Source organism: Nocardia sp. NPDC059154 (genome assembly GCF_042755705.1).
In the GTDB taxonomy this organism is placed as follows: Bacteria; Actinomycetota; Actinomycetes; order Mycobacteriales; family Mycobacteriaceae; genus Nocardia.
The window spans coordinates 98,307-122,232 of the sequence record NZ_JBHZCS010000026.1 but is presented as its reverse complement, the minus strand read 5'-3'; the positions used below and the strand labels follow the sequence as shown (position 1 = coordinate 122,232).

The 23,926-nt window shown below is 67.3% G+C and carries 22 protein-coding genes; 10 read left to right on the top strand and 12 right to left on the bottom strand.

Annotated elements, in window-relative coordinates; translation table 11 throughout:
- Window positions 1–66 precede the first annotated feature (66 nt).
- Window positions 67–279 (bottom strand): hypothetical protein, encoded by a 213-nt coding sequence (locus ACFXN1_RS23175; RefSeq protein WP_379444491.1) that lies wholly within the window; start codon window positions 277–279, stop codon window positions 67–69.
- Window positions 280–306: 27 nt separating this feature from the next.
- Complete coding sequence (locus tag ACFXN1_RS23170) at window positions 307–1,761, bottom strand: MFS transporter (protein ID WP_379444492.1); 1,455 nt, start codon at window positions 1,759–1,761, stop codon at window positions 307–309.
- A 101-nt stretch (window positions 1,762–1,862) separates the two neighbouring features.
- Here ACFXN1_RS23170 and ACFXN1_RS23165 point away from each other — a divergent pair, with 101 nt between their 5' ends.
- The gene (locus ACFXN1_RS23165) at window positions 1,863–2,438 is read left to right on the top strand and encodes a TetR/AcrR family transcriptional regulator (RefSeq protein WP_379444493.1); all 576 of its coding nucleotides are present in this window, start codon (window positions 1,863–1,865) and stop codon (window positions 2,436–2,438) included.
- A gap of 62 nt (window positions 2,439–2,500) precedes the next feature.
- Here the strand turns inward: ACFXN1_RS23165 and ACFXN1_RS23160 are convergent, their stop codons facing one another.
- The 4 genes from ACFXN1_RS23160 to infC form a co-directional block, all read right to left on the bottom strand.
- Window positions 2,501–3,325: a TrmH family RNA methyltransferase gene (locus tag ACFXN1_RS23160; RefSeq protein ID WP_379444494.1), complete on the bottom strand. Its 825-nt coding sequence runs from the start codon at window positions 3,323–3,325 to the stop codon at window positions 2,501–2,503.
- A 10-nt stretch (window positions 3,326–3,335) separates the two neighbouring features.
- Complete coding sequence (gene rplT / locus ACFXN1_RS23155; protein WP_040807291.1) at window positions 3,336–3,716, bottom strand: 50S ribosomal protein L20; 381 nt, start codon at window positions 3,714–3,716, stop codon at window positions 3,336–3,338.
- A gap of 118 nt (window positions 3,717–3,834) precedes the next feature.
- On the bottom strand, window positions 3,835–4,029 hold the full coding sequence (gene rpmI / locus ACFXN1_RS23150; protein ID WP_040856904.1) for a 50S ribosomal protein L35: 195 nt from the start codon (window positions 4,027–4,029) through the stop codon (window positions 3,835–3,837).
- Between the two features lie 60 nt (window positions 4,030–4,089).
- On the bottom strand, window positions 4,090–4,776 hold the full coding sequence (infC, locus tag ACFXN1_RS23145; RefSeq protein WP_354846243.1) for a translation initiation factor IF-3: 687 nt from the start codon (window positions 4,774–4,776) through the stop codon (window positions 4,090–4,092).
- 330 nt (window positions 4,777–5,106) lie between these two features.
- Here infC and ACFXN1_RS23140 point away from each other — a divergent pair, with 330 nt between their 5' ends.
- Window positions 5,107–5,475, top strand: a complete 369-nt coding sequence (locus ACFXN1_RS23140; RefSeq protein ID WP_379402205.1) for a DUF1844 domain-containing protein — start codon at window positions 5,107–5,109, stop codon at window positions 5,473–5,475.
- Window positions 5,476–5,708: 233 nt separating this feature from the next.
- On the opposite strand, the gene ACFXN1_RS23135 is transcribed toward ACFXN1_RS23140, so the two are convergent.
- Both ACFXN1_RS23135 and ACFXN1_RS23130 read right to left on the bottom strand, forming a co-directional pair.
- A complete protein-coding gene (locus tag ACFXN1_RS23135) occupies window positions 5,709–6,323 on the bottom strand; it encodes a TetR/AcrR family transcriptional regulator (protein WP_379444495.1) in 615 nt (204 codons plus the stop codon).
- A gap of 6 nt (window positions 6,324–6,329) precedes the next feature.
- Window positions 6,330–7,166 (bottom strand): class I SAM-dependent methyltransferase, encoded by an 837-nt coding sequence (locus tag ACFXN1_RS23130; RefSeq protein WP_379444496.1) that lies wholly within the window; start codon window positions 7,164–7,166, stop codon window positions 6,330–6,332.
- A gap of 127 nt (window positions 7,167–7,293) precedes the next feature.
- Between ACFXN1_RS23130 and ACFXN1_RS23125 the strand changes: the two genes are divergently transcribed.
- A complete protein-coding gene (locus ACFXN1_RS23125; protein WP_379444497.1) occupies window positions 7,294–7,995 on the top strand; it encodes an alpha/beta fold hydrolase in 702 nt (233 codons plus the stop codon).
- A 13-nt stretch (window positions 7,996–8,008) separates the two neighbouring features.
- Here the strand turns inward: ACFXN1_RS23125 and ACFXN1_RS23120 are convergent, their stop codons facing one another.
- On the bottom strand, window positions 8,009–8,260 hold the full coding sequence (locus ACFXN1_RS23120; RefSeq protein WP_379444498.1) for a hypothetical protein: 252 nt from the start codon (window positions 8,258–8,260) through the stop codon (window positions 8,009–8,011).
- 65 nt (window positions 8,261–8,325) lie between these two features.
- Here ACFXN1_RS23120 and ACFXN1_RS23115 point away from each other — a divergent pair, with 65 nt between their 5' ends.
- The 4 genes from ACFXN1_RS23115 (at window position 8,326) to ACFXN1_RS23100 (ending at window position 14,205) form a co-directional block, all read left to right on the top strand.
- Window positions 8,326–9,156, top strand: coding sequence for an LppX_LprAFG lipoprotein (locus ACFXN1_RS23115; protein ID WP_379389519.1), 831 nt, complete (start codon window positions 8,326–8,328; stop codon window positions 9,154–9,156).
- A 376-nt stretch (window positions 9,157–9,532) separates the two neighbouring features.
- Entirely contained in the window at window positions 9,533–10,942 is a 1,410-nt protein-coding gene (locus ACFXN1_RS23110; RefSeq protein ID WP_379402204.1) for a fatty acid desaturase, read from the top strand.
- A gap of 80 nt (window positions 10,943–11,022) precedes the next feature.
- The gene (locus ACFXN1_RS23105; RefSeq protein ID WP_379444499.1) at window positions 11,023–12,246 is read left to right on the top strand and encodes a type III polyketide synthase; all 1,224 of its coding nucleotides are present in this window, start codon (window positions 11,023–11,025) and stop codon (window positions 12,244–12,246) included.
- A 36-nt stretch (window positions 12,247–12,282) separates the two neighbouring features.
- Window positions 12,283–14,205 carry an ATP-binding cassette domain-containing protein gene (locus tag ACFXN1_RS23100; protein WP_379444500.1) on the top strand — a complete coding sequence of 641 codons (1,923 nt, stop codon included), beginning with the start codon at window positions 12,283–12,285 and terminating at the stop codon, window positions 14,203–14,205.
- 133 nt (window positions 14,206–14,338) lie between these two features.
- On the opposite strand, the gene uvrA is transcribed toward ACFXN1_RS23100, so the two are convergent.
- Together uvrA and ACFXN1_RS23090 are read right to left on the bottom strand one after the other, a co-directional pair.
- Window positions 14,339–17,338, bottom strand: a complete 3,000-nt coding sequence (gene uvrA, locus ACFXN1_RS23095) for an excinuclease ABC subunit UvrA (protein ID WP_379444502.1) — start codon at window positions 17,336–17,338, stop codon at window positions 14,339–14,341.
- A gap of 202 nt (window positions 17,339–17,540) precedes the next feature.
- A complete protein-coding gene (locus tag ACFXN1_RS23090) occupies window positions 17,541–18,368 on the bottom strand; it encodes a sigma 54 modulation/S30EA ribosomal C-terminal domain-containing protein (RefSeq protein WP_379444503.1) in 828 nt (275 codons plus the stop codon).
- 254 nt (window positions 18,369–18,622) lie between these two features.
- Here ACFXN1_RS23090 and ACFXN1_RS23085 point away from each other — a divergent pair, with 254 nt between their 5' ends.
- Both ACFXN1_RS23085 and ACFXN1_RS23080 read left to right on the top strand, forming a co-directional pair.
- Window positions 18,623–19,270 carry a response regulator transcription factor gene (locus ACFXN1_RS23085; RefSeq protein WP_354846173.1) on the top strand — a complete coding sequence of 216 codons (648 nt, stop codon included), beginning with the start codon at window positions 18,623–18,625 and terminating at the stop codon, window positions 19,268–19,270.
- Between the two features lie 72 nt (window positions 19,271–19,342).
- A complete protein-coding gene (locus ACFXN1_RS23080; protein WP_379444505.1) occupies window positions 19,343–21,073 on the top strand; it encodes a GAF domain-containing sensor histidine kinase in 1,731 nt (576 codons plus the stop codon).
- Between the two features lie 70 nt (window positions 21,074–21,143).
- On the opposite strand, the gene ACFXN1_RS23075 is transcribed toward ACFXN1_RS23080, so the two are convergent.
- On the bottom strand, window positions 21,144–22,340 hold the full coding sequence (locus ACFXN1_RS23075) for a beta-ketoacyl synthase N-terminal-like domain-containing protein (RefSeq protein WP_379444506.1): 1,197 nt from the start codon (window positions 22,338–22,340) through the stop codon (window positions 21,144–21,146).
- Window positions 22,341–22,516: 176 nt separating this feature from the next.
- Here ACFXN1_RS23075 and ACFXN1_RS23070 point away from each other — a divergent pair, with 176 nt between their 5' ends.
- The gene (locus ACFXN1_RS23070) at window positions 22,517–23,848 is read left to right on the top strand and encodes a diguanylate cyclase domain-containing protein (protein WP_379444508.1); all 1,332 of its coding nucleotides are present in this window, start codon (window positions 22,517–22,519) and stop codon (window positions 23,846–23,848) included.
- Window positions 23,849–23,926 lie beyond the last annotated feature (78 nt).

Genomic DNA, 23,926 nt, shown 5'->3' with positions numbered 1-23,926 from the left:
CTCTCGCGCTTTTTTTTCCTCCTTCGTCCCTTTCCGGGAATTCCCACAACGCGGTTCGTGCCGGCGTTACCCTGGCGCACCGGTTGCCAGAGACGCCGTTCGAGGGACGGATCGGATCGTCGACGCCGATCCGAGGGTGGCGAACAAGGCTACGCCGATGTAGACCAGTTGTTCGGGGATGCGGAACCACAGCGGTGTGGCCGCCTGACCAGCGAAGGGGATATTGTCCACTGCCGCATGAATATTCGCGGGGAGCAGCAGGAGCAGGGTCTCGTACATGAGGCACCTCCGTGGAGACCAGCCCGGTCAGTGAGCGACAGCCGGTGCACCGGTGGATGATTCGGCGATCGCCTGCCGACTGGGCAGCAGCAATGCGACCAGCGCACCGACCGCGACGATGGCCGCGCCCACCTTGACCGCCGGGATGAGGCCGTCCACGTATTCCTGCGGGCTCAGATACGAGCCGTGCGAGGCGAACACCGACGCCAGCACCGCGACACCCATGGCGACACCCACTTCACGGATGGTGTTGTTGGTGCCGGAGGCCATGCCCTGATCGGCCGGGGCCGCGCTGGCCATGACGGCGGTGGCGGTGGGTGCGAAGGTCAGGCCCATACCGATGCCGCCCAGCACGAAGGGCAGGACGAAGGAACCGTAGGAGACGTCGACGGTCGTGATCAGCGCCATCCATAGCAGCGCCGCCGACAGGAACACCTGACCGATGGCGATCAGCGGCCGCACACCCACTCGATCGACGATCAGCCCGGCGAGCGGAGCCACCACCATCGGAGCCATGGTCCACGGCAGCGTCCGGATACCGGACTGCAGCGGCGTGTAGCCCTGCACCACCTGGAAGTACTGGGCCAGCAGGAAGATCGAGCCGAAGACGCCGACGGAGAAGGTGAAGAGCACGGTATTGACCGCGGTGAAGCTGCGCGACCGGAACAGCCGCAGCGGCAGCATGGGATCGGCCGAGCGGTTCTCCCACAGCACGAACGCCGCCAGCAGCGCCGCGCCGCCGATCAGCCCGGTCAGCACCTTGGCCGAGGTCCATCCGTCGTCCGCGCCGTGGATCACGCCCCAGACCACCGCGAGCACGCCACCCGCCGAGAGCAGCAGGCCGATCGGATCCAATTTCCTTGCGCCGCCGAAGGATTCGTTCAGGATGCGGGCGGCCAGCGGAACGGCGACGATGCCGATCGGAACGTTGATCCAGAAGATCCACTGCCAGCTGAGTCCGTCGACGACCGCGCCGCCGACCACGGGTCCGAGCGCCACGCCGAGCCCGGAGATGCCGCCCCAGATGCCGATGGCCGCACTGCGCATCTTCTCCGGCACCGCCGCCGACAGCAGTGTCAGCGACAGCGGCATCACCGCCGCCCCGCCGAAGCCCTGTACCGCCCGCGAGGCGATGAGCATCCACGGCTCGGTGGCCAGCGCGCACGACGCCGAGGCCGCCGTGAACAGCGCGATGCCCATGACGAACATCCGCCGGCGGCCGATCCGGTCGCCGAGCGCGGCGGCGGTGAGCAGCAGCGAGGCGAAGGACAGCGTGTAGGCGTTCACGAACCACTGCAGGTCGGTGAGCGACGCGTGCAGTTCGGTGCGGATGACCGGCAGCGCGTTGGTGACCACGAGATTGTCCAGCGTGACCATGAACATCGGGATGCCCACGGCCGCCAGGATCGCGCCCAGCGGCCGCTGCCGGGCGGCATCGACGACCTTGTCGGTGAGGGTTGAGGTTTCGAGTGTTTCAGCCATGACCAATCCTTGTTGTTATCGACTGATAACTAGAGAGTATGCATTGACTGATAACATGTCAATGGCACACGGGATCGCGACGACGAGGAGGCACGACAGCCATGACCAGGACCCGGATGACGGCGACCGAGCGCAGCGCGGAAGTCCTCGCGGCGGCAACCGCCGCCTTCGCTGAATCCGGTTACGCGGCAACGAAAACCGACGATATCGCGCGCCGATCGGGGGTCTCGCAGCCCTATGTGATCCGACTGTTCGGCACCAAGCAACAGCTGTTCCTGGCAGTGCTGGACCAGGTGTGCGGGCGCATCGAGGAGCTCTTCCGGACCGGGGCCACCCAGGCCGCACCGGACGCCTCCCCCAAAGACCGCCTCGATTCCCTCGGCAGCCACTTCGGCGACCATTTCCTCACCGACCGCGATCTGCCCAGGGTCTTCCTGCAGGGCATCGCGGCGGCGAGCGAGCCGGCCATCGGCGAGAACATCCGCGATCACTTCGGACGCCTCTACAACCTGGCCAAGGAGCTCACCGGCGCGACGACCTACGAGGTCGGCCGCTTCTTCGCCACCGGCATGCTGCTCATCGACCTGACTGCGCTCCAGGTCACCGATAGCGACGACGCTGACACCCCGCCGTGGGCCACCGAGATCCTCGCCAACCTCAGCGAGGACGGCATCTGATCAGATCCGGACCGGCTCGCCGGGTTTCTTCACCGCGTCGGCGTCGGCAGACTCGGCCGGCGTCACTTGGCGTGCTGGACCCGAGAGCTCGCATAGAGGCAAATGGCCGCCGCGGCAGCGAGATTCAGGCTCTCGGCGCGGCCGTGAATGGGGATCCGGACCCGGTGGGTGGCGCGGGCGGCGATGGCCTTGTCCAGGCCGTGCGCCTCGTTGCCGAACAGCCAGGCGACCGGGCCGCGCAGGATCTCGTCGGCATCGTCCAGGTCGACCTCGCCTTTGGCGGTGGTCGCCAGCACGGCGATCCCCGCGTGCTCGAGGGCGTCGAGAGTGGCATCGATATCGCGGGAGCGGGCCACGGGAACGTGGAAAAGGCTTCCGGCACAGGCGCGCACGCATTTGCCGTTGTGCGGATCTACCGAATCACCGGCCAGCACCACGCCATCCGCGCCGACCGCGTCGGCCACCCGGATCAGGGTTCCGGCATTGCCGGGGTCGGCGATCTCGACCGGGACGGCCAGCATGCGCGGGGACGCGTCGATGATCTCCGGCAGCGGCACATCCACCTGGCGGCACACCGCGATCAGGCCGGGCGGCGTCACGGTCTCCCCCAGCATCTCCGCGGCACGGTCACTGACCAGCGTGGTCCGCACCCGTTGCGCCGCGGCGCCGGCCACCAGCTCGTGCTCACGTTCGGCGGCCTTGGAGGAGTAGAACAGCTCCTCGATCCGCCCGGTATCAAGTGCGGCCTCCACCGAATTCGCGCCCTCGGCCAGGAACAGGCCGGTCTTGCGGCGCACCGGCGCGCGATGGAGCTTGACCGCAGAAACGACCCGCGGGTTGTGCTCGGAGAGCACGTCCGCGGGTCGCTTCGAGTGTTGCGTCGTCACGCAGGCCGAATCAGGCGGCCGGGGCGTTGACGTCGGCGGGCAGCGCGGCCTTGGCGGCGGCCACCAGCTGGGCGAACGCCTCGGCGTCGCTCACCGCGAGCTCGGCCAGGATCTTGCGGTCCACCTCGATGCCGGCGGCCTTCAGGCCCTGCATGAAGCGGTTGTAGGTCATGTCGTTCAGACGCGCGGCGGCGTTGATACGAGTGATCCACAGCTGGCGGAAGTCACCCTTGCGCGCCCGGCGATCCCGGTAGGCGTAGGTGAGCGAGTGCAGCTGCTGTTCCTTGGCCTTGCGGTACAGGCGCGACCGCTGGCCACGGTAGCCCTTGGAGGCCTCGAGAACGGAACGGCGCTTCTTCTGAGCGTTGACGGCCCTTTTGACGCGTGCCACTTGTCAGTCCTTGATCGAATAAGGGGCGCCGGGTCTTTCGCGTGAACCCGGTGAGTGCGCCCGAGGTTGGTCGGTGATGCGTTCCGCGAACGGATCGCGAGCGGCTGGCTCAGCCGAATTACTTGGCGAGCAGCTTCTTGACGCGAGCGACGTCCGCCTTCGCGACGACCTCCACGCCGTCCAGACGACGAGTCCGGGTGGACGGCTTGTGCTCGAGCAGGTGGCGACGGTTCGCCTGCTGACGCAGCAGCTTGCCGCTGCCCGACACCTTGAATCGCTTCGAGGCGCCGCTGTGGCTCTTCATCTTCGGCATGGATTCCTCAATCTGTCGTGCCGGAGGCGCGCGTCAGCGCGCCACCGGAGCTTCTCGTTATTACTGCTGCGGGGTGGCCGGTTCGGCAGCCGGGGCTGCGGTCTCGGCCGGGGCCGGAGCCGGGGTCTCGGCCGGGACGGTGCCGCCCTGGGCCGCAGACTGCTGGGCCTTCACCCGCGTCTTCGCACCCTTGTGGGGCGCGAGGACCATGGTCATGTTCCGGCCGTCCTGCTTGGCCGAAGTTTCGACGAAACCGAGGTCGGCGACGTCGGCGGCCAGTCGCTGCAAGAGCCGGAAGCCGAGTTCCGGACGCGACTGCTCGCGACCGCGGAACATGATGGTGACCTTGACCTTCGACCCGGCCTCGAGGAAGCGCATCACATGGCCGCGCTTGGTGGCGTAGTCGTGGTCATCGATCTTCGGCCGGAGCTTCTGCTCCTTGATCACGGTCTGAACCTGGTTCTTCCGGGACTCACGCGCCTTCTGCGCGGTCTCGTACTTGAACTTGCCGTAGTCCATGATCTTGCACACCGGCGGGCGTGCATCCGGCGCGACCTCGACCAGGTCGAGGTCAGCTTCCTGAGCGACGCGTAGTGCATCTTCAACACGCACGATCCCAACCTGCTCGCCACCCGGTCCGATGAGTCGGACCTCGGGAACGCGGATGCGATCGTTGATGCGGGTCTCAGTGCTGATGGGGCCTCCTAGGTCAAGCGGTTCGTCAACGACCGCAAGCAATAACTGCAACCCCAATTCCAACACGAAAGCCCCGTGCTGGTATTTCACCACCACGGGGCCCGAGTCGACCGATCCGCGACGCAAACAGCTGGCATCGCACCACACGCAGGGCAAACCCACGTACAGAACCCATCAGGTAAATGATGGGCGACCGGACCGCCTGATCTGACCGGAAGGGCCGATCGACGGTGGGAGTCGGGCTCCACTTGATGCCCCGAGTCGGTTGCAGGAACCAGTCCGGGACGGTCGTCGCGGAAGAGTCTAACACTCATAGCCGTGAGCTCCGAATCGACGGCCCCCGCGACCAGCGCCGACCCGCACGGTGGGATGCTCTACCGCATGAGCGAGGCAATCACCAGCGACGAATCGGCCCTCATCGACGGCGAGATCGTCCGCGAACTGGCCGACATCCCTGCCGTCGAGGTCATCAGCCGCGCCGCCGTCATGCTGATGAGCTCCGCCGCCGAGAAGCTCGGCCTCGGCGAAGCCGATCCTGCCACCAGCCCCCACCTCGACCTCGACGAGGCCCGCCGCGTCATCACCGCCCTCGCCGGCCTGATCACCGCCTCCGTCGAGTACCTCGGCCCGCACGCCGGCCCCCTCCGCGAAGGCCTCCAATCCCTCCAGCGCGCCTTCCGCGAATCCTCCGCCTACCCCGACGCCCCCGGCGCCGGCCCGGGCGAGAAGTACACCGGCCCGGTGTACTGAGCCAACCGCTCGGCCGATTCCGCGGCCGATCCAATCCCGCCCCGCTCAGTAGCCTGCGACCGGTGGATCGAGAACCTGGGTCGACCGCGCCCCAGCGGTGGAAATCGCAATCGCCGTGGTGGGGCCGCGCGACGCCGGGCCGGGTTCCCCGAATCGACTGTGGCGCAAAGCCTTCAGTTCAATGAGGCCGCATCGGCTGAGCAAGGTCGGGACTGTGGCGGCAGCTGGATGCCTCAGGGGTGGGGTGCAATTCCGGCGAGGAGCGTCACGACTACTGCGTCTACCTCGACTTCGGCGTGCATGGCGCCGGGGAGCATTGCGGTGAGGACTGCGTCGTGGCAGATGCCGACGAGGATGGCGGTCGCGGCGGCGGTGTCGGCGTCGGGGGCGAGACGGGAAAGGTCGCGTTCGGCGCGGAGGTAGCGGGCCAGTAGTTCGCGCCAATCATCGTTGCGGGCTTCGGACTCGGCGTAGCGGGCCAGTACGGATGGGCTGGCCAGCAGGCCGGCGAAGACCGGGAGGACTGCGCGATGCAGGGTGAGGCCGGCGTGTAGGTACAGCGCCAGGTTCTCCTGGACGGTTGCGGTGCCGGGGGTGGGCAGGGGGCCCAGGGCGGCGTGGGCGGCGGCGACGTGGGCGCTGAGGGCTGCGGCCAGGAGGGCGTCCTTGTCGGGGAAGTGGTTGTAGAGGACGCCGTCGGCGACGCCTGCGGCGCGGGCGATGGCGCGGACGGTGAGGCCGGGTGCGCCCTGGTCGGCGAGGAGGCGCTGGGCGGTGGTGACGAGGTGGTCGCGGAGGTTGCGGTCGTCGTCGGTGCCGCGCAGCGCCGCTGCCTTTCTCGGGGACATGGGTGGTTACGGTAGCGGGCGGGTCGCGGTGACCAGGTAGGCCGCATTGCGGAGGCGGACGCCGCCGGGGGTGACGAAGGGGGCCAGGGCGGTCGAGATGGCCGCGCGGACTGCGGTATCGGTGGTGAAACCGGACAGCGAGCGGTGGTACCGCAGCGGGCCCCAGTCGATGATGAAGTCGGTGGCGTCGTCCAGGTCGCGGCCCCAGAGACCTTCGGCCTCACGGTATTCGACGTCGATGTCGCGGAAACCGGCGGCGGTCAACAGGTCTCGGATGGCGTCGGGGTCGGCGAGCGGACCGTGGGTGTGCGTGATCGCGAAGTCGGCGAGATGCTGTGCGGCCGCGCCGAATACGGTGCCGAGGTCGGTGCCGGGCATGGGCGGCATGGTGACGAAGGCGAGGCGGCCGCCAGGGCGCAGGGCGCGAGCGATGTTCGCGAAGGCGGCCAGTGGGTCGGCGAAGAACATGATGCCGAAGCGGCTCAGGGCGGCGTCGAAAGCGTTGCGAGGGAAGGGGAATACCTGAGCGTCGCCCCGTTCGAAGGTGACATTGGGAACGGCCTCGGCGGCAGCGAGGGTGCGAGCCCGGGTGAGCATCGGACCGGAGAGGTCGATGCCGGTCGCGGATCCCGTGCCGGCGCGGCGGGCGGCGGCGCGGGTCAATTGGCCGTTGCCGCAACCGATGTCGAGGACGCCGTCACCGGCGGAGACGCGGGCGGCGGTCAGCAGGGGTTCGTTGAAGCCGTGGTTCACCGCGTCGTAGCGGTCGTGGTTGCCGGCCCAGTGTTCGCCCTCGTAGCCGTTCCAGGCATCGGACTGAGCGGTATTGACGATCTCGGTCATGATCGACTCCTATATGAACGTTGGTTCATGAACGCAGGTTCATAATGCGCCTCACCCATTGCTCGGGTCAAGAGCCCCCAGGAGACATGGGGTTTCGACTGTCGGCGGGCTGTGCAATCCTCAGGACATGGCACGGATACTGCTGGTTCCCGGCTTCTGGCTGGGCGCATGGGCGTGGGAGGAAGTGGCCGGGCAGTTGCGGTCGCTCGGGGACGAGGTCGAGGCGCTGACCCTGCCGGGTCTGGATCCGGCGGATCCGGAGCGATTGTCGGCAACCCTGGAGACACAGGCGCGCGCGATCGTCGCGGCCGGCCGCGAGGGCGATGTGCTGGTGGCCCATTCGGGCGCCGGTGCGGTCGCGTACATGGCGACAGATCTGGCGCCGGAACTGTTTTCGCGCGTCGTGTACGCCGACAGTGCACCCATGCCGCAGGGGTTCGTCCTCAACCCGACCCTGGGGGACGCGGCGGAGTTTCCGCTGCCGGACACCTGGGCCGAGGTGGAGGCCATGGGGAACAGCCTGGCCGGATTGGACGAGGCGATGCTGGCCCGCTTCCGGGAGCGGGCGGTGCCGGTCCCGGCCGGCGTGGCGGGCCGCCCGGTGACGCTCGGCGATTCGGCTGCGCGACTGAAGGTTCCGACCACCGTGATCTGCTGCAGCTTCCCCTCCGAGCTGGTCCAGCAGCTCCGCGACGCCGGGGAGCCGCCGCTGTTCCGGGAGCTGCGCAACATCGATGCGGAGTACGTGGACCTGCCGACCGGGCACTGGCCGATGTGGTCGAAACCGGAGGAACTCGCCGAGCTGATCCACGAGACCGCACAGCACTGATTCCGCCGAAATTTCAACGATCAGCTGAAATTTCAAGAATCAATTGGCTAATATCCAGCGACAGAACTGCGCGCAAATTCGCGGCCGCTCGGCTTGCTGCCGACTCAACGACGCTGTTAACGCTCGCCGCCACGTGGGAAATACTGGGTTGCAGGGTAATCGCCTGCGCGGCTGGATGATCTAAAACTTTGGCGTCACGCAGGTGGTGCTGGTTGGATGCCAGAGTATCGCCTCGTTCGACACGGACGCGGGCGAAGTCCTGCATACTACGACGGGCAGCGGCAAGGCTGTCCTCACAACGAGATCGAACGGAATCTTCGGGGGTTGTACATGAATGAACTGATGTCCCAAGGCAAGCGCACCGCTGGACGCCGCGTCCGGCGCAGCGTCCTTCCGATCATGATCGCCGCCGCCGCGGCCGCCGCGCTGGTGTCGGGCTGCTCCTCGTCCTCCAGCTCGGACAGCAAGGCCACCACCTCGCAGGCGGCCCCGCCGTCGCAGCTGCCCGACGGCGCGCAGATCGTCGCCGAATCCGCCAAGACCACCCAGACCCTGCAGTCGGTGCACGTGGTCATGGATGTCCAGAACCTTCCGACCCTCCCGGTCGAGAGCCTCAAGGCCGACGTCACCAACCAGCCGCAGGGCCAGGGTCAGGCCATCGGTGAGGCCAAGGTCAAGGTCAAGCCGGACGCCGACTTCACCGACACCAAGTTCATGGTCGTCGACAAGACCCTCTACACCGGCGACGGCAGCAAGTACTCCCCCGTCGGCCCCGCCGAGAAGATCTACGATCCGGGCGTCCTCCTGGACAAGGACAAGGGCCTCGCCAATGTCATTGCGCAGGTGAAGAACGCGAAGGCCGAGAGCCGCGAGAAGATCGACGGCGTCGACACCGTGAAGGTGAGCGGCACCATCGACGCCTCGGTGTTCGACCCGGTCGTGCCGCAGATCGGCAAGGACGGCGGCACCTTCCCCATCACCCTGTACATCAAGGACGTCGCTCCGCCGAGCGGCGCCGGCACCACGCTGCCGTCCACGGCCGCCTCGCCGGGCACCGGTCCCAACCTGGTGCGCGCCGTGGTCACCAAGGACACGGGCACCGTCACGGTTACCCTGTCCGACTGGGCGAAGCCGGTCCACGTCACCAAGCCCGGCAGCTGATCGCGCACATCCCTGTCATGTGAGTTCGGAGCCGGTTCGGGGAAAAAGCAACGGCGGCAACGCCTGTCGTCCGCCCTCCCCGGACCGGCTTTCGCATTTCGGCACACGGTCCGAAATACCATTGCTTACAACCAATTCCGGCTCGCTCCGCGAGCTGGTTAGTCCGCAGCTATCTCGGCTGCACGCTTAAGAGATTGTTCAGTGAAATGCAAGGCGCAGCAGCGACGATTTCGTCTGATAGTTCAAACGTCGTGCCTGCGTGTGGAGGGATGCTATGACGATCGAACGACCAGAGGCCGAAGCGACGATCGAACGCCCAGAAACCGAAGCGACGATCGAACGCCAGGAGCCCGAAGGGGAGTTCCGCCGGCCCCCGATGGACGGCCCGCCGCCGGTATCGAATGTCTGGGTCTACAACGGCAAAGCCTACGACCTCAGCGACTGGATTTCCAAGCATCCGGGCGGCGAGTTCTTCATCGGCCGGACCAAGAATCGCGACATCACCTCGATCGTCGGTTCGTACCACAAGAATCCGGAGGCCATCGGCCGCATCCTGAAGAAGTATGCGCTGGATCGCGACGCCCTGCCGGAGGACATCCACCCCAAGGCCAACGCGCCCGCCTTCCTCTTCAACGAGGGCTTCGACAGCTGGCGCGACACCCCGAAGTTCAGCTTCGACAACAAGGACGACCTGCTCCACCAGGTGAAGGCCCGGCTCAAGGAACCCGAGCTGGCCGCCCGCATCCGGCGCATGGACACCTACTTCAATATCGTGGTGGCCACGCTGGCCGTGCTGTACTTCGCGGTGCAGGGCCTGCGGCTGTTCGAGCGCAGCTGGATGCCGCTGCCGGTGTTCGTGATCGCCATGGTGCTGCTGCGCAGCTCGCTGGCCGGCTTCGGGCACTACGCCATCCACCGCGCCCAGAAGGGCATGAACAAGATCTACACGAATGCCTTCGACTTCAATTACGTCGCACTGGCTTTCGTGACCGCGGACGGCCACGCGCTGCTGCACCACCCGCACACCCAGAGTGAAGTCGACATCAAGAAGAACGTCTTCACCATGATGATGCGGGTCCCGCGGCTGTACCGGGTGCCGATCCACACCCTGCACAAGTTCGGTCACACCATCACCGGCATGACCATCCGCCTGCTCGACGTCTGCCGCCTCACCCGCAAGGTGGGCATCAAGGACATGTACGGCACCTGGGGCGGTGCGCTGCCGCACTTCATCGGTTCCTTCGGCGTGCGCTTCCTGCTGCTGGGCGAGCTGATCGTCTTCACCGTGATGGGCGACTTCTGGGCCTGGGCACTGCAATTCGTGATCACGCTGTGGATCTCCACCTTCCTGGTGGTGGCCAGCCACGACTTCGAACTGGAGACCGAGGAGATCGAGTCGAACTCCGAGGACTGGGGCGTCAACCAGATCGAGCAGGCCTACGACCTCAAGGTGGTCGGCAACCGCTACGTCGACTGCTTCCTGTCCGCGGGCCTGAGCTCGCACCGGGTGCATCACGTATTGCCCTACCAGCGCAGTGGATTCGCGAACATCGCGACCGAGGACGTGCTGCGCGAGGAGTCCGCGAAGTTCGGGGTGGAGTGGCTGCCGGCCAAGAGCTTCTTCACCGACCGCTTCCCCAAGCAGATCCGCACCTACATTCTCGCGCCGTCCGACGACGCGGTGGAGCGCAAGTGGGGGTTCGTCAAGGAGCACTTCTCACCACTTGCCCTGAAGACCTGCGCCGTCTACACGGTTCAGGGCTTCACCGGAATCGGAACCGTCTGAACCGATTCCACTACCGCGGCGCGTCCGTACATGCGCCGGCCGCACCGCGGGTCGTCATATCGAAACGAGGGGAGAATTTCGTGTCAATCACCATCGATGAGGGGGGCGCCCGCCCCTCGACGGCGGCGCCCCGGCTCGCGGGGGGCGAGCCCGGCTCGGCCTTCCTACACCGGGAGGGCTTCGCACCCGCACCGCTGCCGCCGACCCCGCCGACCAGCGTCGGCGTCATCGAATCCATCGCGACCGGTTCGCCGAGCCAGATCTTCTCGCAGGCCGACGCCGCCGCCCAGGTGGCCGGACTGTTCAGCGATCCGGTGCAGCAGGCCCGGATTCCGCGGATCTACCAGAAGACCCGCATCACCACCCGCCACCTCGCGGTCGACCCGATCGACCCCGAATTCCTGTCCTACAGCAAGGAAGTCGGCACCATCCGGGACCGCATGAACACCTTCTACGAGCACGCGGTGCCGCTGGCCGTGGATGTGGCCGGACGCGCCACCGCGCACCTGGAGGACCGGGCGTCGGAGATCGGCATGCTGGTCTTCGCCACCAGCACCGGCTTCATCGCACCCGGCGTGGATGTGGCCGTGGTCAAGCAGCTGGGCCTGTCGCCCGCCGTCAACCGCGTCATCGTGAACTTCATGGGCTGCGCCGCGGCCATGAACTCGGTGCGCGCCGCGGTGGACTACGTCCGGGCGCACCCGGACAAGAAGGCGCTGGTCATCTGCATCGAACTGAGCTCGGTGAACGCCGTGTTCGACGACAATATCAACGATGTCATCATCCACAGCCTCTTCGGAGACGGCTGCGGCGCGGTGGTCATCGGGGCCAGCCAGCCGCACCAGCCGCTGCCGGCCGGCGCGGTGGTCATCCGCGACAGCTTCAGCTACCTGTTCGACGACGCGGAGGACGGAATCGTCCTGGGCGTCAACGACAATGGCATCACCTGCGAGCTGTCGGAGAACCTGCCGCAGTACATTCTGCGCGGCGTGGACCCGGTGGTGACCGGCGTGCTGGCGCGCAATGGCATGACCAAATCCGACATCGACCTGTGGGCGATCCACCCGGGTGGCCCGAAGATCATCGAGGAGTCCGTGCGCTCGCTCGGCCTCGGCTCCGAGCAGGCGGCGACCAGCTGGGACGTGCTCGCCGAGTACGGCAACATGCTCAGCGTCTCGCTGATCTTCGTGCTCGAGCAGATGATCGCGCAGCAGGCCACGCAGCCTATCTCGACCGGGGTGGCGTTCTCGTTCGCGCCCGGCGTCACCCTCGAGGGTGTCGTCTTCGACATCATCCGCCCCTGATCCGGGCATAGTTTCCGTCCAGAGAGCCCAGCAGCCATGCAACTCATCAGATTCCTCATCTCCATCTCGTGGATGCGGATCGCCGGCGTCATCGCCTCCGGTCTGGTCTGCGGTGCGGCCAATACCTACCTGGTGACATTGATTCGGGGAGTGGTGTCACCGGAACCGCATCCGGGCGTCACGGTCCAGGCGTTCGTCGCGACCGCGCTGATCATCCTGATCAGCGGCGTGATCTCGCAGGTGCTGCTGATCCGGCTCGCGCAGGAGGCCATCTACCGCCTGCGCGCGGACCTGAGCGCCCGCATCGTGTCCGCGCCGCTCGAACACCTCGAGCGACTCGGGCAGCACCGCCTCATCGCGACCCTGACCGAGGACGTGCGGTCACTGTCGCAGGCGGTCACGGCCATTCCGAGCATTTGCATCGATCTGGCGACCATCATCGGCTGCTTCGTGTTCCTCGCGATCGTGTCCGGCCCGATCTTCGCCACTACCGTCGCGGGCACCCTGCTCGGAATCGCCTGTGTCGAAACGGTTCTCAAGAAGGTGCGGCACCTGTACCAGGCCGCCCGCGAGAACGAGGACGGCCTGCTGCGGTCCTTCCAGGAGGTGTCGCTGGGCATCAAGGAGCTCAAGCTGCACCGCGGGCGGCGGCGCGACTTCATGGATCGGCAGCTGCTGGGCTCCGCCGAGCAGCTGCGGGTGCAGAACGTCGACGCCGGCTCCAAGTTCACCTTCGCCCAGGGTTTCGGCCAGCTGCTGCAGCTGGGCACCATGGCCCTGATCCTGTTCGGCCTGGCGCGCGCCCTGGACCTGCCGCAGAACGTCATGGTCGGTTACGTCCTGGTCACCACGTTCCTCTCGATGCCCATGCAGAATTTCATGCACCGCATTCCCGACCTGCTGCGCGGTGACGTGGCACTGGCCAAGATTCGCTCGCTGAATCTGTCCATCCAGACGGCGCACGACGAATCCACGCTGCCCTACACCGAGCGTCCCGCCGCCACCGCAGCGCGGCTGGAACTCAACGACGTCAGCTACAACTACCTGAGCGAAGCGCCGCCGGCCTTCCCGCCCGTGCCGGGTGGTCCGCCGCCCGGTACCGGAGCCCACCCGGGTGGCGGTGCGCGGCCGCACCCGGGCGGCGGTGGGCGGCCCGGCGCACCCGGTGCGCCCATGGGCGGACGCCCCGGCCCGCATCCGGGCGGACGGCCCGCCGGCCCGCCGCCCGGCCACGGCCCGCGCGGCACCGATCGGCCGGATGTCAACGGCCACCGGTTCGTCGACCACGGCGGCCACCCCGTCCCGATGGGCGCGCCCATGGCGCCGCCGCAGGCCGACGGGTCCGGCTTCCATCTCGGACCGCTGGACCTGACCTTCTCACCCGGTCAGATCAGCTTCATCGTGGGCGGCAACGGCAGCGGCAAATCGACACTGGCCAAACTGATCACGGGCCTGTACGTCCCGCAGCACGGCCACCTGTCGCTCAATGGCGAGGCGATCGACCACGAGAACATCGAGTGGTTCCGGCAGAACTCGTCGGCGGTCTTCACCGACTTCCACCTGTTCGAGGACTACCTGGGCTTCGACGAAGGCGTCGACGACGAGGTCCGCAAGTACCTGAAGGAACTCCAGATCGACCACAAGGTCACCGTGGAGAACGGCCGGCTGTCGACGATCGCGCTGTCCCAGGGTCAGCGAAAGCGCCTGGCGCTCTTGACCGCTCTGCTCGAGGATCGCCCGATCTACATGTTCGACGAGTGGGCCGCGGACCAGGAACCGAAGTTCCGCGACGTCTTCTACCGGGAAATCCTGGTGAAGCTCAAGGAACGCGGCAAGACCGTCATCGTGATCACCCACGACGACCGCTACTTCGACTGCGCCGACCAGATCGTGAAACTCGACTTCGGCCACATCGCCGAGGTCAAGGAACTCAGCCCGCCCCTGGCGGCTGCCGAGTAGGCACGAAATACGAAGGCCCCGCACCGATTCCGGTGCGGGGCCTGTCGTCTGTGGTCAGTCGTCGATCTCCACTTCGGCCGCGACGGTGACGCAATAGCCGGGGTCAGGCGGTGGGGCCGTCGGGATCTCGGCGTCAGCGGAGGGCGGCGGCTTTGCGGCGGGCGGCGGCTGCCTTCTTGGCGGCGGTGGCCTGGGCGTCGGTCTTGGGGGCCGCCTTCTTGGCCGGAGCCTTCTTCGCTGCCTTCTTTGCCGGCCTGGGTTCGGCGAGGGAGGCGGGCTGGGCGGCGAGGACGTGCTTCAGGAACTGGCCGGTGTAGCTGTCCGGGACTTCGGAAATGTCCTCCGGGGTGCCCTGGGCGATGACCAAGCCGCCGCCGGAGCCACCCTCCGGGCCCATGTCGAGGACCCAGTCGGAGGTCTTGATGACGTCGAGATTGTGCTCGATGACGATGACCGTATTGCCTTTGTCGACCAAACCGTTGATGACTGCCAGGAGCTTGCGGATGTCCTCGAAGTGCAGGCCGGTGGTGGGCTCGTCGAGGATGTAGATGGTGCGGCCGGTGGAGCGCTTCTGGAGTTCGGCGGCCAGCTTCACGCGCTGGGCCTCACCGCCGGAGAGCGTGGGGGCGGACTGGCCGAGGCGGACGTAGCCGAGGCCGACGTCCACCAGGGTCTTCAGGTAGCGGTGGATGGAGGTCACCGGCTCGAAGAACTCCGCAGCCTCCTCGATCGGCATATCGAGGACCTCGGCGATGGTCTTGCCCTTGTAGTGCACCTCGAGGGTCTCGCGGTTGTAGCGCGCACCGTGGCAGACCTCGCAGGGGACGTAAACGTCCGGGAGGAAGTTCATTTCGATCTTCAGGGTGCCGTCGCCCGAGCATGCCTCGCAGCGGCCGCCCTTCACGTTGAAGGAGAACCGGCCCGGCTGGTAGCCACGCACCTTGGCCTCTGTGGTGGCCGCGAACAGGGTGCGGATCTTGTCGAAAACGCCCGTGTACGTAGCCGGATTCGAGCGCGGCGTACGACCGATCGGCGACTGGTCGACCTGCACCAGCTTGTCCAGGTGATCGAGACCGTTGACCCGGGTGTGGCGACCCGGAACCTGCCGAGCGCCGTTCAGCTTGTTCTGGAGCACGGTCGCCAGGATGTCGTTGACCAGCGTCGACTTACCCGAACCCGACACACCGGTGATCGAAGTCAGCACGCCCAGCGGGAAACTCACGTCGATGTTCTGCAGGTTGTGCTCGACCGCGCCGACCACCGTGAGCTGCTTGCGCTTGTCGACGGGTCGCCGCACCAGCGGCACCTCGATCTGCTCGCGGCCGGAAAGGTAAGCGCCCGTGAGCGATCCCTTGTCCTTCAGCAGCCCCTCGTACGGACCCGAGTACACCACCTGACCGCCGTGCTCACCGGCCAGCGGGCCGATGTCGACCACCCAGTCCGAGGCGTGAATGGTGTCCTCATCGTGCTCGACCACGATGAGCGTATTGCCGAGGTTCTTCAGCCGCGTGAGGGTTTCGATGAGCCGGCGATTGTCGCGCTGGTGCAGGCCGATGGACGGTTCGTCCAGCACGTAGAGCACACCCACCAGACCGGACCCGATCTGGGTGGCCAGGCGAATGCGCTGCGCCTCACCGCCGGACAGCGTGGCCGCGGCGCGCGAGAGTGTCAGGTACTGCAGACCGACATCCAGCAGGAACCCCAGGCGCGCCTGGATCTCCTTGATCACCTGCGCCGCGATCGCCGCCTGGCGATCATCGAGGGTCAGGGTGTTCAGGAACTTCGCGGCGTCACCGATGGACAGATCCGACAGGTCCGCAATGGATTTGCGCTCCGGGCCCGCCGACAGCGTGACCGCCAGAATCTCCGGCCGCAGTCGCGCGCCGTTGCAGACGGGGCACGGGATGTCCCGCATGTACCCGTCGTAGTGCTCCTTCATCGCCTCGGATTCGGTGGCGTCCATGCGCCGCTGCAGGAACGGCATCACGCCCTCGAAATCGGCGTAGTACGAACGCTTGCGACCGTAGCGGTTGGTGTAGGAGACGTGCACCTGCTCGGAGCTGCCCTCCAGCACCGCCTTGCGGGCCTTGAGCGGCAACTGATTCCACGGCGTGTCCATGGAGAAGCCGATCGCCTCGGCCAGGCCCGACAGCAGGCGGGTGAAGTATTCGGCGGTCTGGCCGCGCGACCAGGGCGCGATCGCGCCGTCATTGAGGCTCAGATCCGGGTCCGGCACAACCAGATCCGGATCGACCTCCTTGCGGATACCCAGACCCGTGCAATCCGGGCAGGCGCCGTAGGGCGAGTTGAAGGAGAACGACCGCGGTTCCAGATCCTCGATATCGAGCGGGTGCCCGTTCGGGCAGGCCAGCCGCTCGGAGAAGCGCCGCTCCCGATCGTGGGCGTGCTCGTCGCGATCCACGAAGTCCAGCACCACGATGCCGTCGGCCAGCCGCAGCGCCGTCTCGATCGAATCGGTCAGGCGCTGTTTGGAACTCGGCTTCACGGCGAGGCGGTCCACGACCACCTCGACATCGTGCTTCTCCTGCTTCTTCAGCTTCGGCGGATCGGTCAGCGGATGCACCACGCCGTCGACCCGGACTCGCGAGTAGCCCTGCGAGTTCAGCGACTCGAACAGGTCCACGAATTCGCCCTTGCGGGTGCGCACCACGGGCGCGAGCACCTGGAACTTGGTGCCCTCCTCCATGGCCAGCACCTGATCCACGATCTGCTGCGGGGTCTGCTTGGCGATCAGATGACCACAGACCGGGCAGTGTGGGGTGCCCGCGCGCGCGAACAGCAGACGCAGATAGTCGTAGACCTCGGTGATGGTGCCGACCGTGGACCGCGGATTGCGGTTGGTCGACTTCTGGTCGATGGACACCGCCGGGGACAGGCCCTCGATGAAATCCACATCCGGCTTGTCCATCTGGCCGAGGAACTGCCGCGCGTACGCCGACAGTGATTCCACGTACCGCCGCTGGCCCTCGGCGAAAATCGTGTCGAAGGCGAGCGAGGACTTTCCGGACCCGGACAGACCAGTGAAAACGATGAGACTGTCGCGAGGTAGGTCCAGGTCGACCCCTTTGAGGTTGTGCTCCCGCGCTCCGCGCACCGTCAGGCGATCCGCCACTGGCCATCCTTCCAACGTTTCAGCATCCAGACATACCCCCGACGCCATGCTAGGGGCACCCACCGACAAGTTTGGTTACGCGTGCTGAAACGCTGGTCACTGCCCGCCTCTCCGCGCCTTTAGCGGACGGCTGAGAGCCGTCGGCGTTGGCAACCCGTGCCGGCGGTTGGGTGCCGAACAGATTCTGGACGTACCCGGCGAGTTACCCTCGACTCACGAAATCAGTCGGCACCTCGGGCAAGGATGCGGGCAGCACGCGCCGCACGCAGCTCGCGATCGCCCGCGGCTGCAGGACCCGATCCCGGTCCCGATCGCGCGAGCGGTCCCCGGTGCCGACCGCGGTGACCAGCGCGAGATCGCCGTCGAAGCGCCGATACAGCAGCCGGCCGCGGCGCGTATCGGCATCGGTGAAGAACAGATAGGGCAGCCCGCCCAGGCACAGCCGGGCCACCGCGTCGTCTTCGAGCAGGACCGGCACGCCGTCGCGCATCCGGCCCAGGGTCCGCACCCCGAGCGGACCAGTCCAGCAGACCACCGCCTCGGATCCGGTCTCGGCATCGATGAACAGGTGCGCGTCGTAATCCATGGCATCCAGCACCCGCGCCGCCGCGGCGGGTGTGGCCACCTGTAGTCGACAATCCTTGCGCCGCACGATCGGTCGTGGCTCGGTCACCGCGGACAGCGACGGCCGCGCGGGATCCGGCCAGGGCCGGGACAATTCGTCCGGCGGGCAGCCCAGCCGCAGATCCAGCCGCTCCAGCGCGAAGGTGGACGCGAACCGCCCCGGCCCGGCGACCTGCACCCGGAATGCCTTCCCCAGCGTCCGGACACCCGCCTGCACCAGCGTCGTCTCGTCCTCGGCGTCGGGCCAGCGCAGGCGTGCCCGCACCGGCCCCGCGACCCCGTGCCGGCGCAGGATCCTGCCCAATCCGCGCACCACCCGGGTCACCTCCCCCGACGGGACGGGCCCGTGCGTGGTCACCACGAAATCCGGATCGATTCCACTCGACCACACATCGAATGCGCCCATAGCCGACCCCGCTCTCCCTGTTCCGACCCGGCAACCCGTCTCCATGGCAACACACCCAGGTCACCCTCGACAGTGCCGAAAGTCCCGAACCAGACCACTTTCGGGGAAAATTCTCCGACAAAAATAACCGGACAAATTTCCGGATGGTTCGGGCACCGGAAATTAGGGACCTTCGGCGGTATCCGGGCGTCTTCCCGCGAGATACGTTTGCCACTACCATTTCGCGCGCCCGCGACCCGAGCTTGGAGGCCGTCGTGATCAAAGTCTTCCTGGTCGACGATCACGAGATCGTCCGCCGCGGTCTGACCGACCTGCTGGAGGAGGATCCCGAACTGACCGTCGTCGGCGAGGCGGGTGACGTCGCCCAGGCGCTGGCCCGGATCCCGGCGCTGCGCCCCGACGTGGCGGTGCTGGACGTCCGTCTGCCCGACGGCAACGGCATCGAACTGTGCCGCGACCTGCTCGCCGACATCGACGACCTGCGCTGCCTGATCCTCACCTCCTACACCGACGAACAGGCCATGATGGACGCCATCCTGGCCGGCGCCAGCGGCTACGTGGTCAAGGACATCAAGGGCATGGAGCTGGCCAAGGCCATCAAGGAGGTGGGCGCGGGCCGTTCGCTGCTGGACAATCGCGCGGCCGCGGCGCTCATGGCGCGGCTGCGGCGCAGCACCGAATTCGACGGCCCGCTGGCCGGTTTGACCGATCAGGAGCGCAAGCTGCTGGACCTGCTCGGCGACGGCCTCACCAACCGGCAGATCGCGGAACGGATGTTCCTGGCGGAGAAGACCGTCAAGAACTACGTGTCCCGGCTGCTGGCCAAACTCGGCATGGAACGCCGCACCCAGGCCGCCGTGCTGGCCTCGAAATTGCGTACGGGACAGTCACGTTCGGCATGACAGCCTCTCGGCAACCTCGGCCCGCATAGAATTCCGCTTGCCGTGTCGTATCCGCCGGACCGCAGGACAACCATGCACGACACACCCCGCACCGGTCCCTACTCGGTGCGTGAAACGCTGTCACAGCTGCGATTACGCGAATTGCTCACCGAGGTCAAAGACCGGGTCGAACAGATCATCGACGCCCGGGACCGCATCGACGGGCTGGTCGAGGCCATGCTCGCGGTCACCTCCGGCCTCGATCTGGACCAGACCCTGAGCACGATCGTGCGCGCCGCCACCATCCTGGTCGACGCCCGCTTCGGGGCGCTGGCGGTGCGCGGGCACGAACAACAGCTCAGCCAGTTCATCTTCCACGGCATCGACGAGCAGACCCGGGTGCGGATCGGCGCACTGCCCGAGGGCCACGGCGTGCTCGGCCTCATGCTCGACAAGCCCGAACCGCTGCGCCTGGACGATCTCGCGCGCCACCCCGCCGCGACCGGATTCCCCGAGCACCATCCGGTCATGCGCACCTTCCTCGGCATGCCGGTGCGGATCCGCGGCGAGATCTTCGGAAACCTGTACCTCACCGAGAAATCCGGCGGGCACCCCTTCACCGAGGACGACGAGGTGCTGCTGCAGGCGCTGGCCGCCGCGGCCGGTATCGCCGTCGACAATGCCCGCCTCTACGAGCAGGCCCGCACCCGGCAGGCCTGGATCGAGGCCACCCGCGATATCGCCACCGAATTCCTGGCCGACACCGAACCCAGCAAGGTGCTGGCCCACGTGGTCGAGCACGCCCGCGAGCTGACCGCCTCGCAGCAGGCGCTGCTGGCCGTGGTCGCCGATCCCGACGACGCGCCCGAGGATGTCGCCGAACTCGTTGTGGCGCAATGGTCCGGCCCCGACGAGCCGCCGGCCGGACACGCGGTGCGCACGGTGGCCACCGCCGTCGGGCAGGCCCTCACCACCCGCACCCCGCTGCGCTTCGACGACGCCCGCCACATCGACCTGGGCACGCCCATCGCCGATATCGGCCCAGCCCTGGTGCTGCCGCTGCACACCCCGGACTCCACCCTGGGCGTGCTGATCACGCTGCGCGCCGCCGAATCCGCGCCCTACACAGACGAATTGGTGGAGCTGATCGCCGCCTTCACCGATCAGGCCGCGCTGGCCATGCAACTGGCGGTGGCGCAGCGCCGCATGCGCGAACTCGACATCCTCACCGACCGCGACCGGATCGCCCGCGACCTGCACGACCACGTCATCCAGCGGCTGTTCGCCATCGGTCTCTACCTGCAGGGCACCGTGCCGCGCGCCCGAGTACCCGAGGTGCAGAAACGGCTGGCCGACGCCATCAACGATCTGCAGGACGTGGTGGAGGAGATCCGCACCTCCATCTTCGATCTGCACGGCGGCGACGGGCACAGCACCCGGCTGCGCCAGCGCATCGAACGCGCGGTCAAACAGCAGACCACCGCCACCGACGTCCGGGCGCTCATGCACATCACCGGACCGCTGTCGGTGGTCGAGCCGGCGCTCGCCGATCACGCGGAAGCCGTGGTGCGCGAGGCGGTCTCGAACGCAGTCCGGCATTCCGGGGCCGACACCATCACCATCGACATCGGCGTGGCCGACGATCTCACCATCGTGATCTCCGACAACGGCCGCGGCATTCCGGACGACATCACCCCCAGCGGCCTGACCAATCTGGCCCGGCGCGCCGAACAGTCCGGCGGCAGCCTGGCGGTGTATCCGCGGCGCGATCCCAGCGGCGACGGCACCGGCACGAAACTGCACTGGTCGGTGCCACTGCATTGACTCGCTGAGATCGAGCTGCATTGACTCGCCGCGATCGAGCGTTATCGACCCGCTGAGATCTCGGGTCTCGTCAGCCGACCGGGCCGAGCACCACCGCGGAGTTGTTGCCGCCCATGCCCAGCGCGGTCTTCACCGTGATGCCGTCGACACCGCGCCGGACGCCGTCGACCAGATTGGGATGCGCGGGCGCCACGATCGGGGCGGATACCAGCAGCCCGCGCTCGTAACCCAGTGCCGCGACGGCCACTTCGACCCCGGCCGAGGCGGCCTGGCAGTGCCCGGCCAGCGGCTTGAGCGCCACCACCGCCGGGCGATCGTCGAAAAGCCCCGCCAGCAGCGCGGTTTCGGCGGCGTCGCACTGGGCGGTGCCGGAACCGTGCGAATTGAGGTACGCGACCTCGTCGGGACGGACATCGGCGCCGACCAGGGCGCGGCGCACGCACTCGAAGATCTGGGAGTAGGACGGCTCGACGGAGATCACGTGGTGACCGTCGTTGGACATGGCCCCGCCGAGCATCGCCGCATAGGGCCGCTCGGCGTCACGTGTCGCCAGGAACGCGACCGAGGCCTCGCCGAAACCGAAGCCGCGACTGCCCTGCTGGAAGGGGCGGCAGGCGTCGAGGGGGTCGGTGTCGTCCACCGCCGCGCCCAGTACCACGAACGGCTGCACCATCTCCGGAATCCCGGACAGGTCGGTCGCGACCACCAGCACGTCGTCGGCGATGCCCTGGGCCAGCCACAGCTGCGCGGTGACCAGGGCCACGTTCGCCGAGGAGCAGGCGGCGGTCACGTTCATGGCCGGGCCGTGAAACCCGAACTCGCTCATCAGCATCGACACCGGGGTCGACGGAAGTAATCGCAGATAGTCGCGCGAACGCCGCTGCCCGCCGTCGATGGTGTAGAAGTCCCGCCACTCGTAGGCGTCTCCGAGCACGATGGCGTGCAGCAGGCCGACCGTCCGGCCGGGCTGCCAGCCGCGTTCGCGCGCATCGGCCACCGCCTCGCGCGCCGAGCCGATGACCGCGCGTAGGTAGCGGCTGGGCGGTAGCTCCGGATCGCCGCCGTCCGGCACGCGGGCGATCCACCCCTGCCGATCGCGTTCGGGCCCGTACCCTGGAAAGAGCCGGGCTGCGGGTTTGCCGGTCAGCAAACCTTTCCAGAGGGTTTCGCGGCCCCAGCCGTACCCGGTGACAGCGCCGATGCCGGCCAGGGTCATATGATCTTGATGCCGACCTGCGGTCATCGGGACGGGGATGGTGCCAGGCATTTGCATCGCTCCTCTCGGACCGTTGCCCGTAATGATCACCACTCGCGGGCCGATGCTGTGCGGAACTGTAAGTCATTCAATACGGTCGGCAAGGGGCACCAGCGAATTTATAGATAACAGAATGGTGCCGTGCGCCAGTGACGTGTCGGAACGACGATCAGGGGGTGCATGACGTGATGGGTAACGATCGGGCAAATGACTCGGCCGATGCCGAACAGCTGGCCCAGCGATACCGGTCCCTGGTGGATTACAGCCCTGACGGGGTCGTGGTCCACGAGCGTGGCACCGTCGTCTACGCCAACCCGGCAATGCTGCGGCTGCTGGCGGCCGCGGATCCGGACGACGTGATCGGGCAACCGGTCACCAATTTCGTCGAACGAAGTTCCGTCTCTCCCATGCTCGACCGCATCCGCCGCCTCACCATCGCGGGCACCGCGTCGGACCCCGCCGAGATGACGCTGATGCGATGCGACGGCGGCAGCGTCGACGTGGAGACCGTGTCGGTGCTCACCGCCTGGCACGAACACCTCGCCTACCAGGTGGTGGTGCACGATCTCACCGCGCAGCGCCGCGCCGAGGCCGCCCAGCAGCGCGCCGAACAGTTCTTCACCACGGTGGTGTCGCAACTGGAGGAGGGGGTGGTGGTGATCGACCGGCACGGGCGCATCGAATCCGCCAATCCGGCCGCACGACGCATCTTCGGCTACGACTCCGACGATCTCGTCGGCACTCACATCTACGACATTCCGCTGTCCCTGCTGGACGCCAATGCCCAGCCCATGCCCACGTCCTGGTATCCGGTGATCCGCACCCTCGCCACCGGAGAGACGGTGACCCGCTTCGTGTTCGGGCTCGACCGGCCCGACGGGCAGCGGCGCTGGCTCTCGGCCAACAGCCGGCTGCTCGATCCGAGCGATCCGGAGTCGGCGGCGGTGTCGTCGTTCAACGACATCACCGAATTCCGCGCCAGCCGAAGCCAATTGGAGTACCAGGCCACCCACGACCCGCTCACCGGGCTGGCCAATCGGGCGCTGGTGCTGTCGCGGCTGGCGGCGGCGCTGGGCACCACCGAGACCCTGCCGGTGTCCAGCGTGCTGTTCATCGACCTGGACGGGTTCAAGGCCATCAACGACACCCTCGGGCACGCCATCGGCGATACCGTGCTGCAGATCGTGGCGCAGCGGCTGCAGCGCGGGCTGCGCTCCGAGGACATCGTGGGCCGGATCGGCGGTGACGAATTCCTGGTGCTGCTGTCCGGCCGCACCCTGGGCGACGATATCGACACGCTCATCGCGCGGCTGCGCCAGACCATGGCCGAGCCGATCATCGCGCGCGGGCACCGCATCCAGGTCGACGCCTCGATCGGGGTGACGGACCTGTGCGCGGGCGACAATCGCACCCCGGAGGCCGTCCTGCACGATGCCGACGTGGCCATGTACCGGGCCAAGCCACCCAACCATCAGAACGGAACCCTCGGACGCCGCAGCGACAGCACCCACGCCTCCTGAACCTTGCAGTTTCGGGGCCTGTTACCTGGCGGTACGGCGCGCGAGGGAATCGCGAACTAGACTCGACAACTCTGTTCT

Excerpts from the sequence above, each read along its gene's own strand:
- ACFXN1_RS23175 (WP_379444491.1), bottom strand. The coding sequence starts at position 279 with ATGTACGAGACCCTGCTCCTGCTGCTCCCCGCGAATATTCATGCGGCA.
- ACFXN1_RS23170 (WP_379444492.1), bottom strand. The coding sequence starts at position 1,761 with ATGGCTGAAACACTCGAAACCTCAACCCTCACCGACAAGGTCGTCGAT.
- ACFXN1_RS23165 (WP_379444493.1), top strand. The coding sequence starts at position 1,863 with ATGACCAGGACCCGGATGACGGCGACCGAGCGCAGCGCGGAAGTCCTC.
- rpmI (WP_040856904.1), bottom strand. The coding sequence starts at position 4,029 with ATGCCGAAGATGAAGAGCCACAGCGGCGCCTCGAAGCGATTCAAGGTG.
- ACFXN1_RS23140 (WP_379402205.1), top strand. The coding sequence starts at position 5,107 with ATGAGCGAGGCAATCACCAGCGACGAATCGGCCCTCATCGACGGCGAG.
- ACFXN1_RS23135 (WP_379444495.1), bottom strand. The coding sequence starts at position 6,323 with ATGTCCCCGAGAAAGGCAGCGGCGCTGCGCGGCACCGACGACGACCGC.
- ACFXN1_RS23130 (WP_379444496.1), bottom strand. The coding sequence starts at position 7,166 with ATGACCGAGATCGTCAATACCGCTCAGTCCGATGCCTGGAACGGCTAC.
- ACFXN1_RS23125 (WP_379444497.1), top strand. The coding sequence starts at position 7,294 with ATGGCACGGATACTGCTGGTTCCCGGCTTCTGGCTGGGCGCATGGGCG.
- ACFXN1_RS23120 (WP_379444498.1), bottom strand. The coding sequence starts at position 8,260 with ATGCAGGACTTCGCCCGCGTCCGTGTCGAACGAGGCGATACTCTGGCA.
- ACFXN1_RS23115 (WP_379389519.1), top strand. The coding sequence starts at position 8,326 with ATGAATGAACTGATGTCCCAAGGCAAGCGCACCGCTGGACGCCGCGTC.
- ACFXN1_RS23110 (WP_379402204.1), top strand. The coding sequence starts at position 9,533 with ATGGACGGCCCGCCGCCGGTATCGAATGTCTGGGTCTACAACGGCAAA.
- ACFXN1_RS23100 (WP_379444500.1), top strand. The coding sequence starts at position 12,283 with ATGCAACTCATCAGATTCCTCATCTCCATCTCGTGGATGCGGATCGCC.
- ACFXN1_RS23090 (WP_379444503.1), bottom strand. The coding sequence starts at position 18,368 with ATGGGCGCATTCGATGTGTGGTCGAGTGGAATCGATCCGGATTTCGTG.
- ACFXN1_RS23080 (WP_379444505.1), top strand. The coding sequence starts at position 19,343 with ATGCACGACACACCCCGCACCGGTCCCTACTCGGTGCGTGAAACGCTG.
- ACFXN1_RS23075 (WP_379444506.1), bottom strand. The coding sequence starts at position 22,340 with ATGCCTGGCACCATCCCCGTCCCGATGACCGCAGGTCGGCATCAAGAT.
- ACFXN1_RS23070 (WP_379444508.1), top strand. The coding sequence starts at position 22,517 with ATGGGTAACGATCGGGCAAATGACTCGGCCGATGCCGAACAGCTGGCC.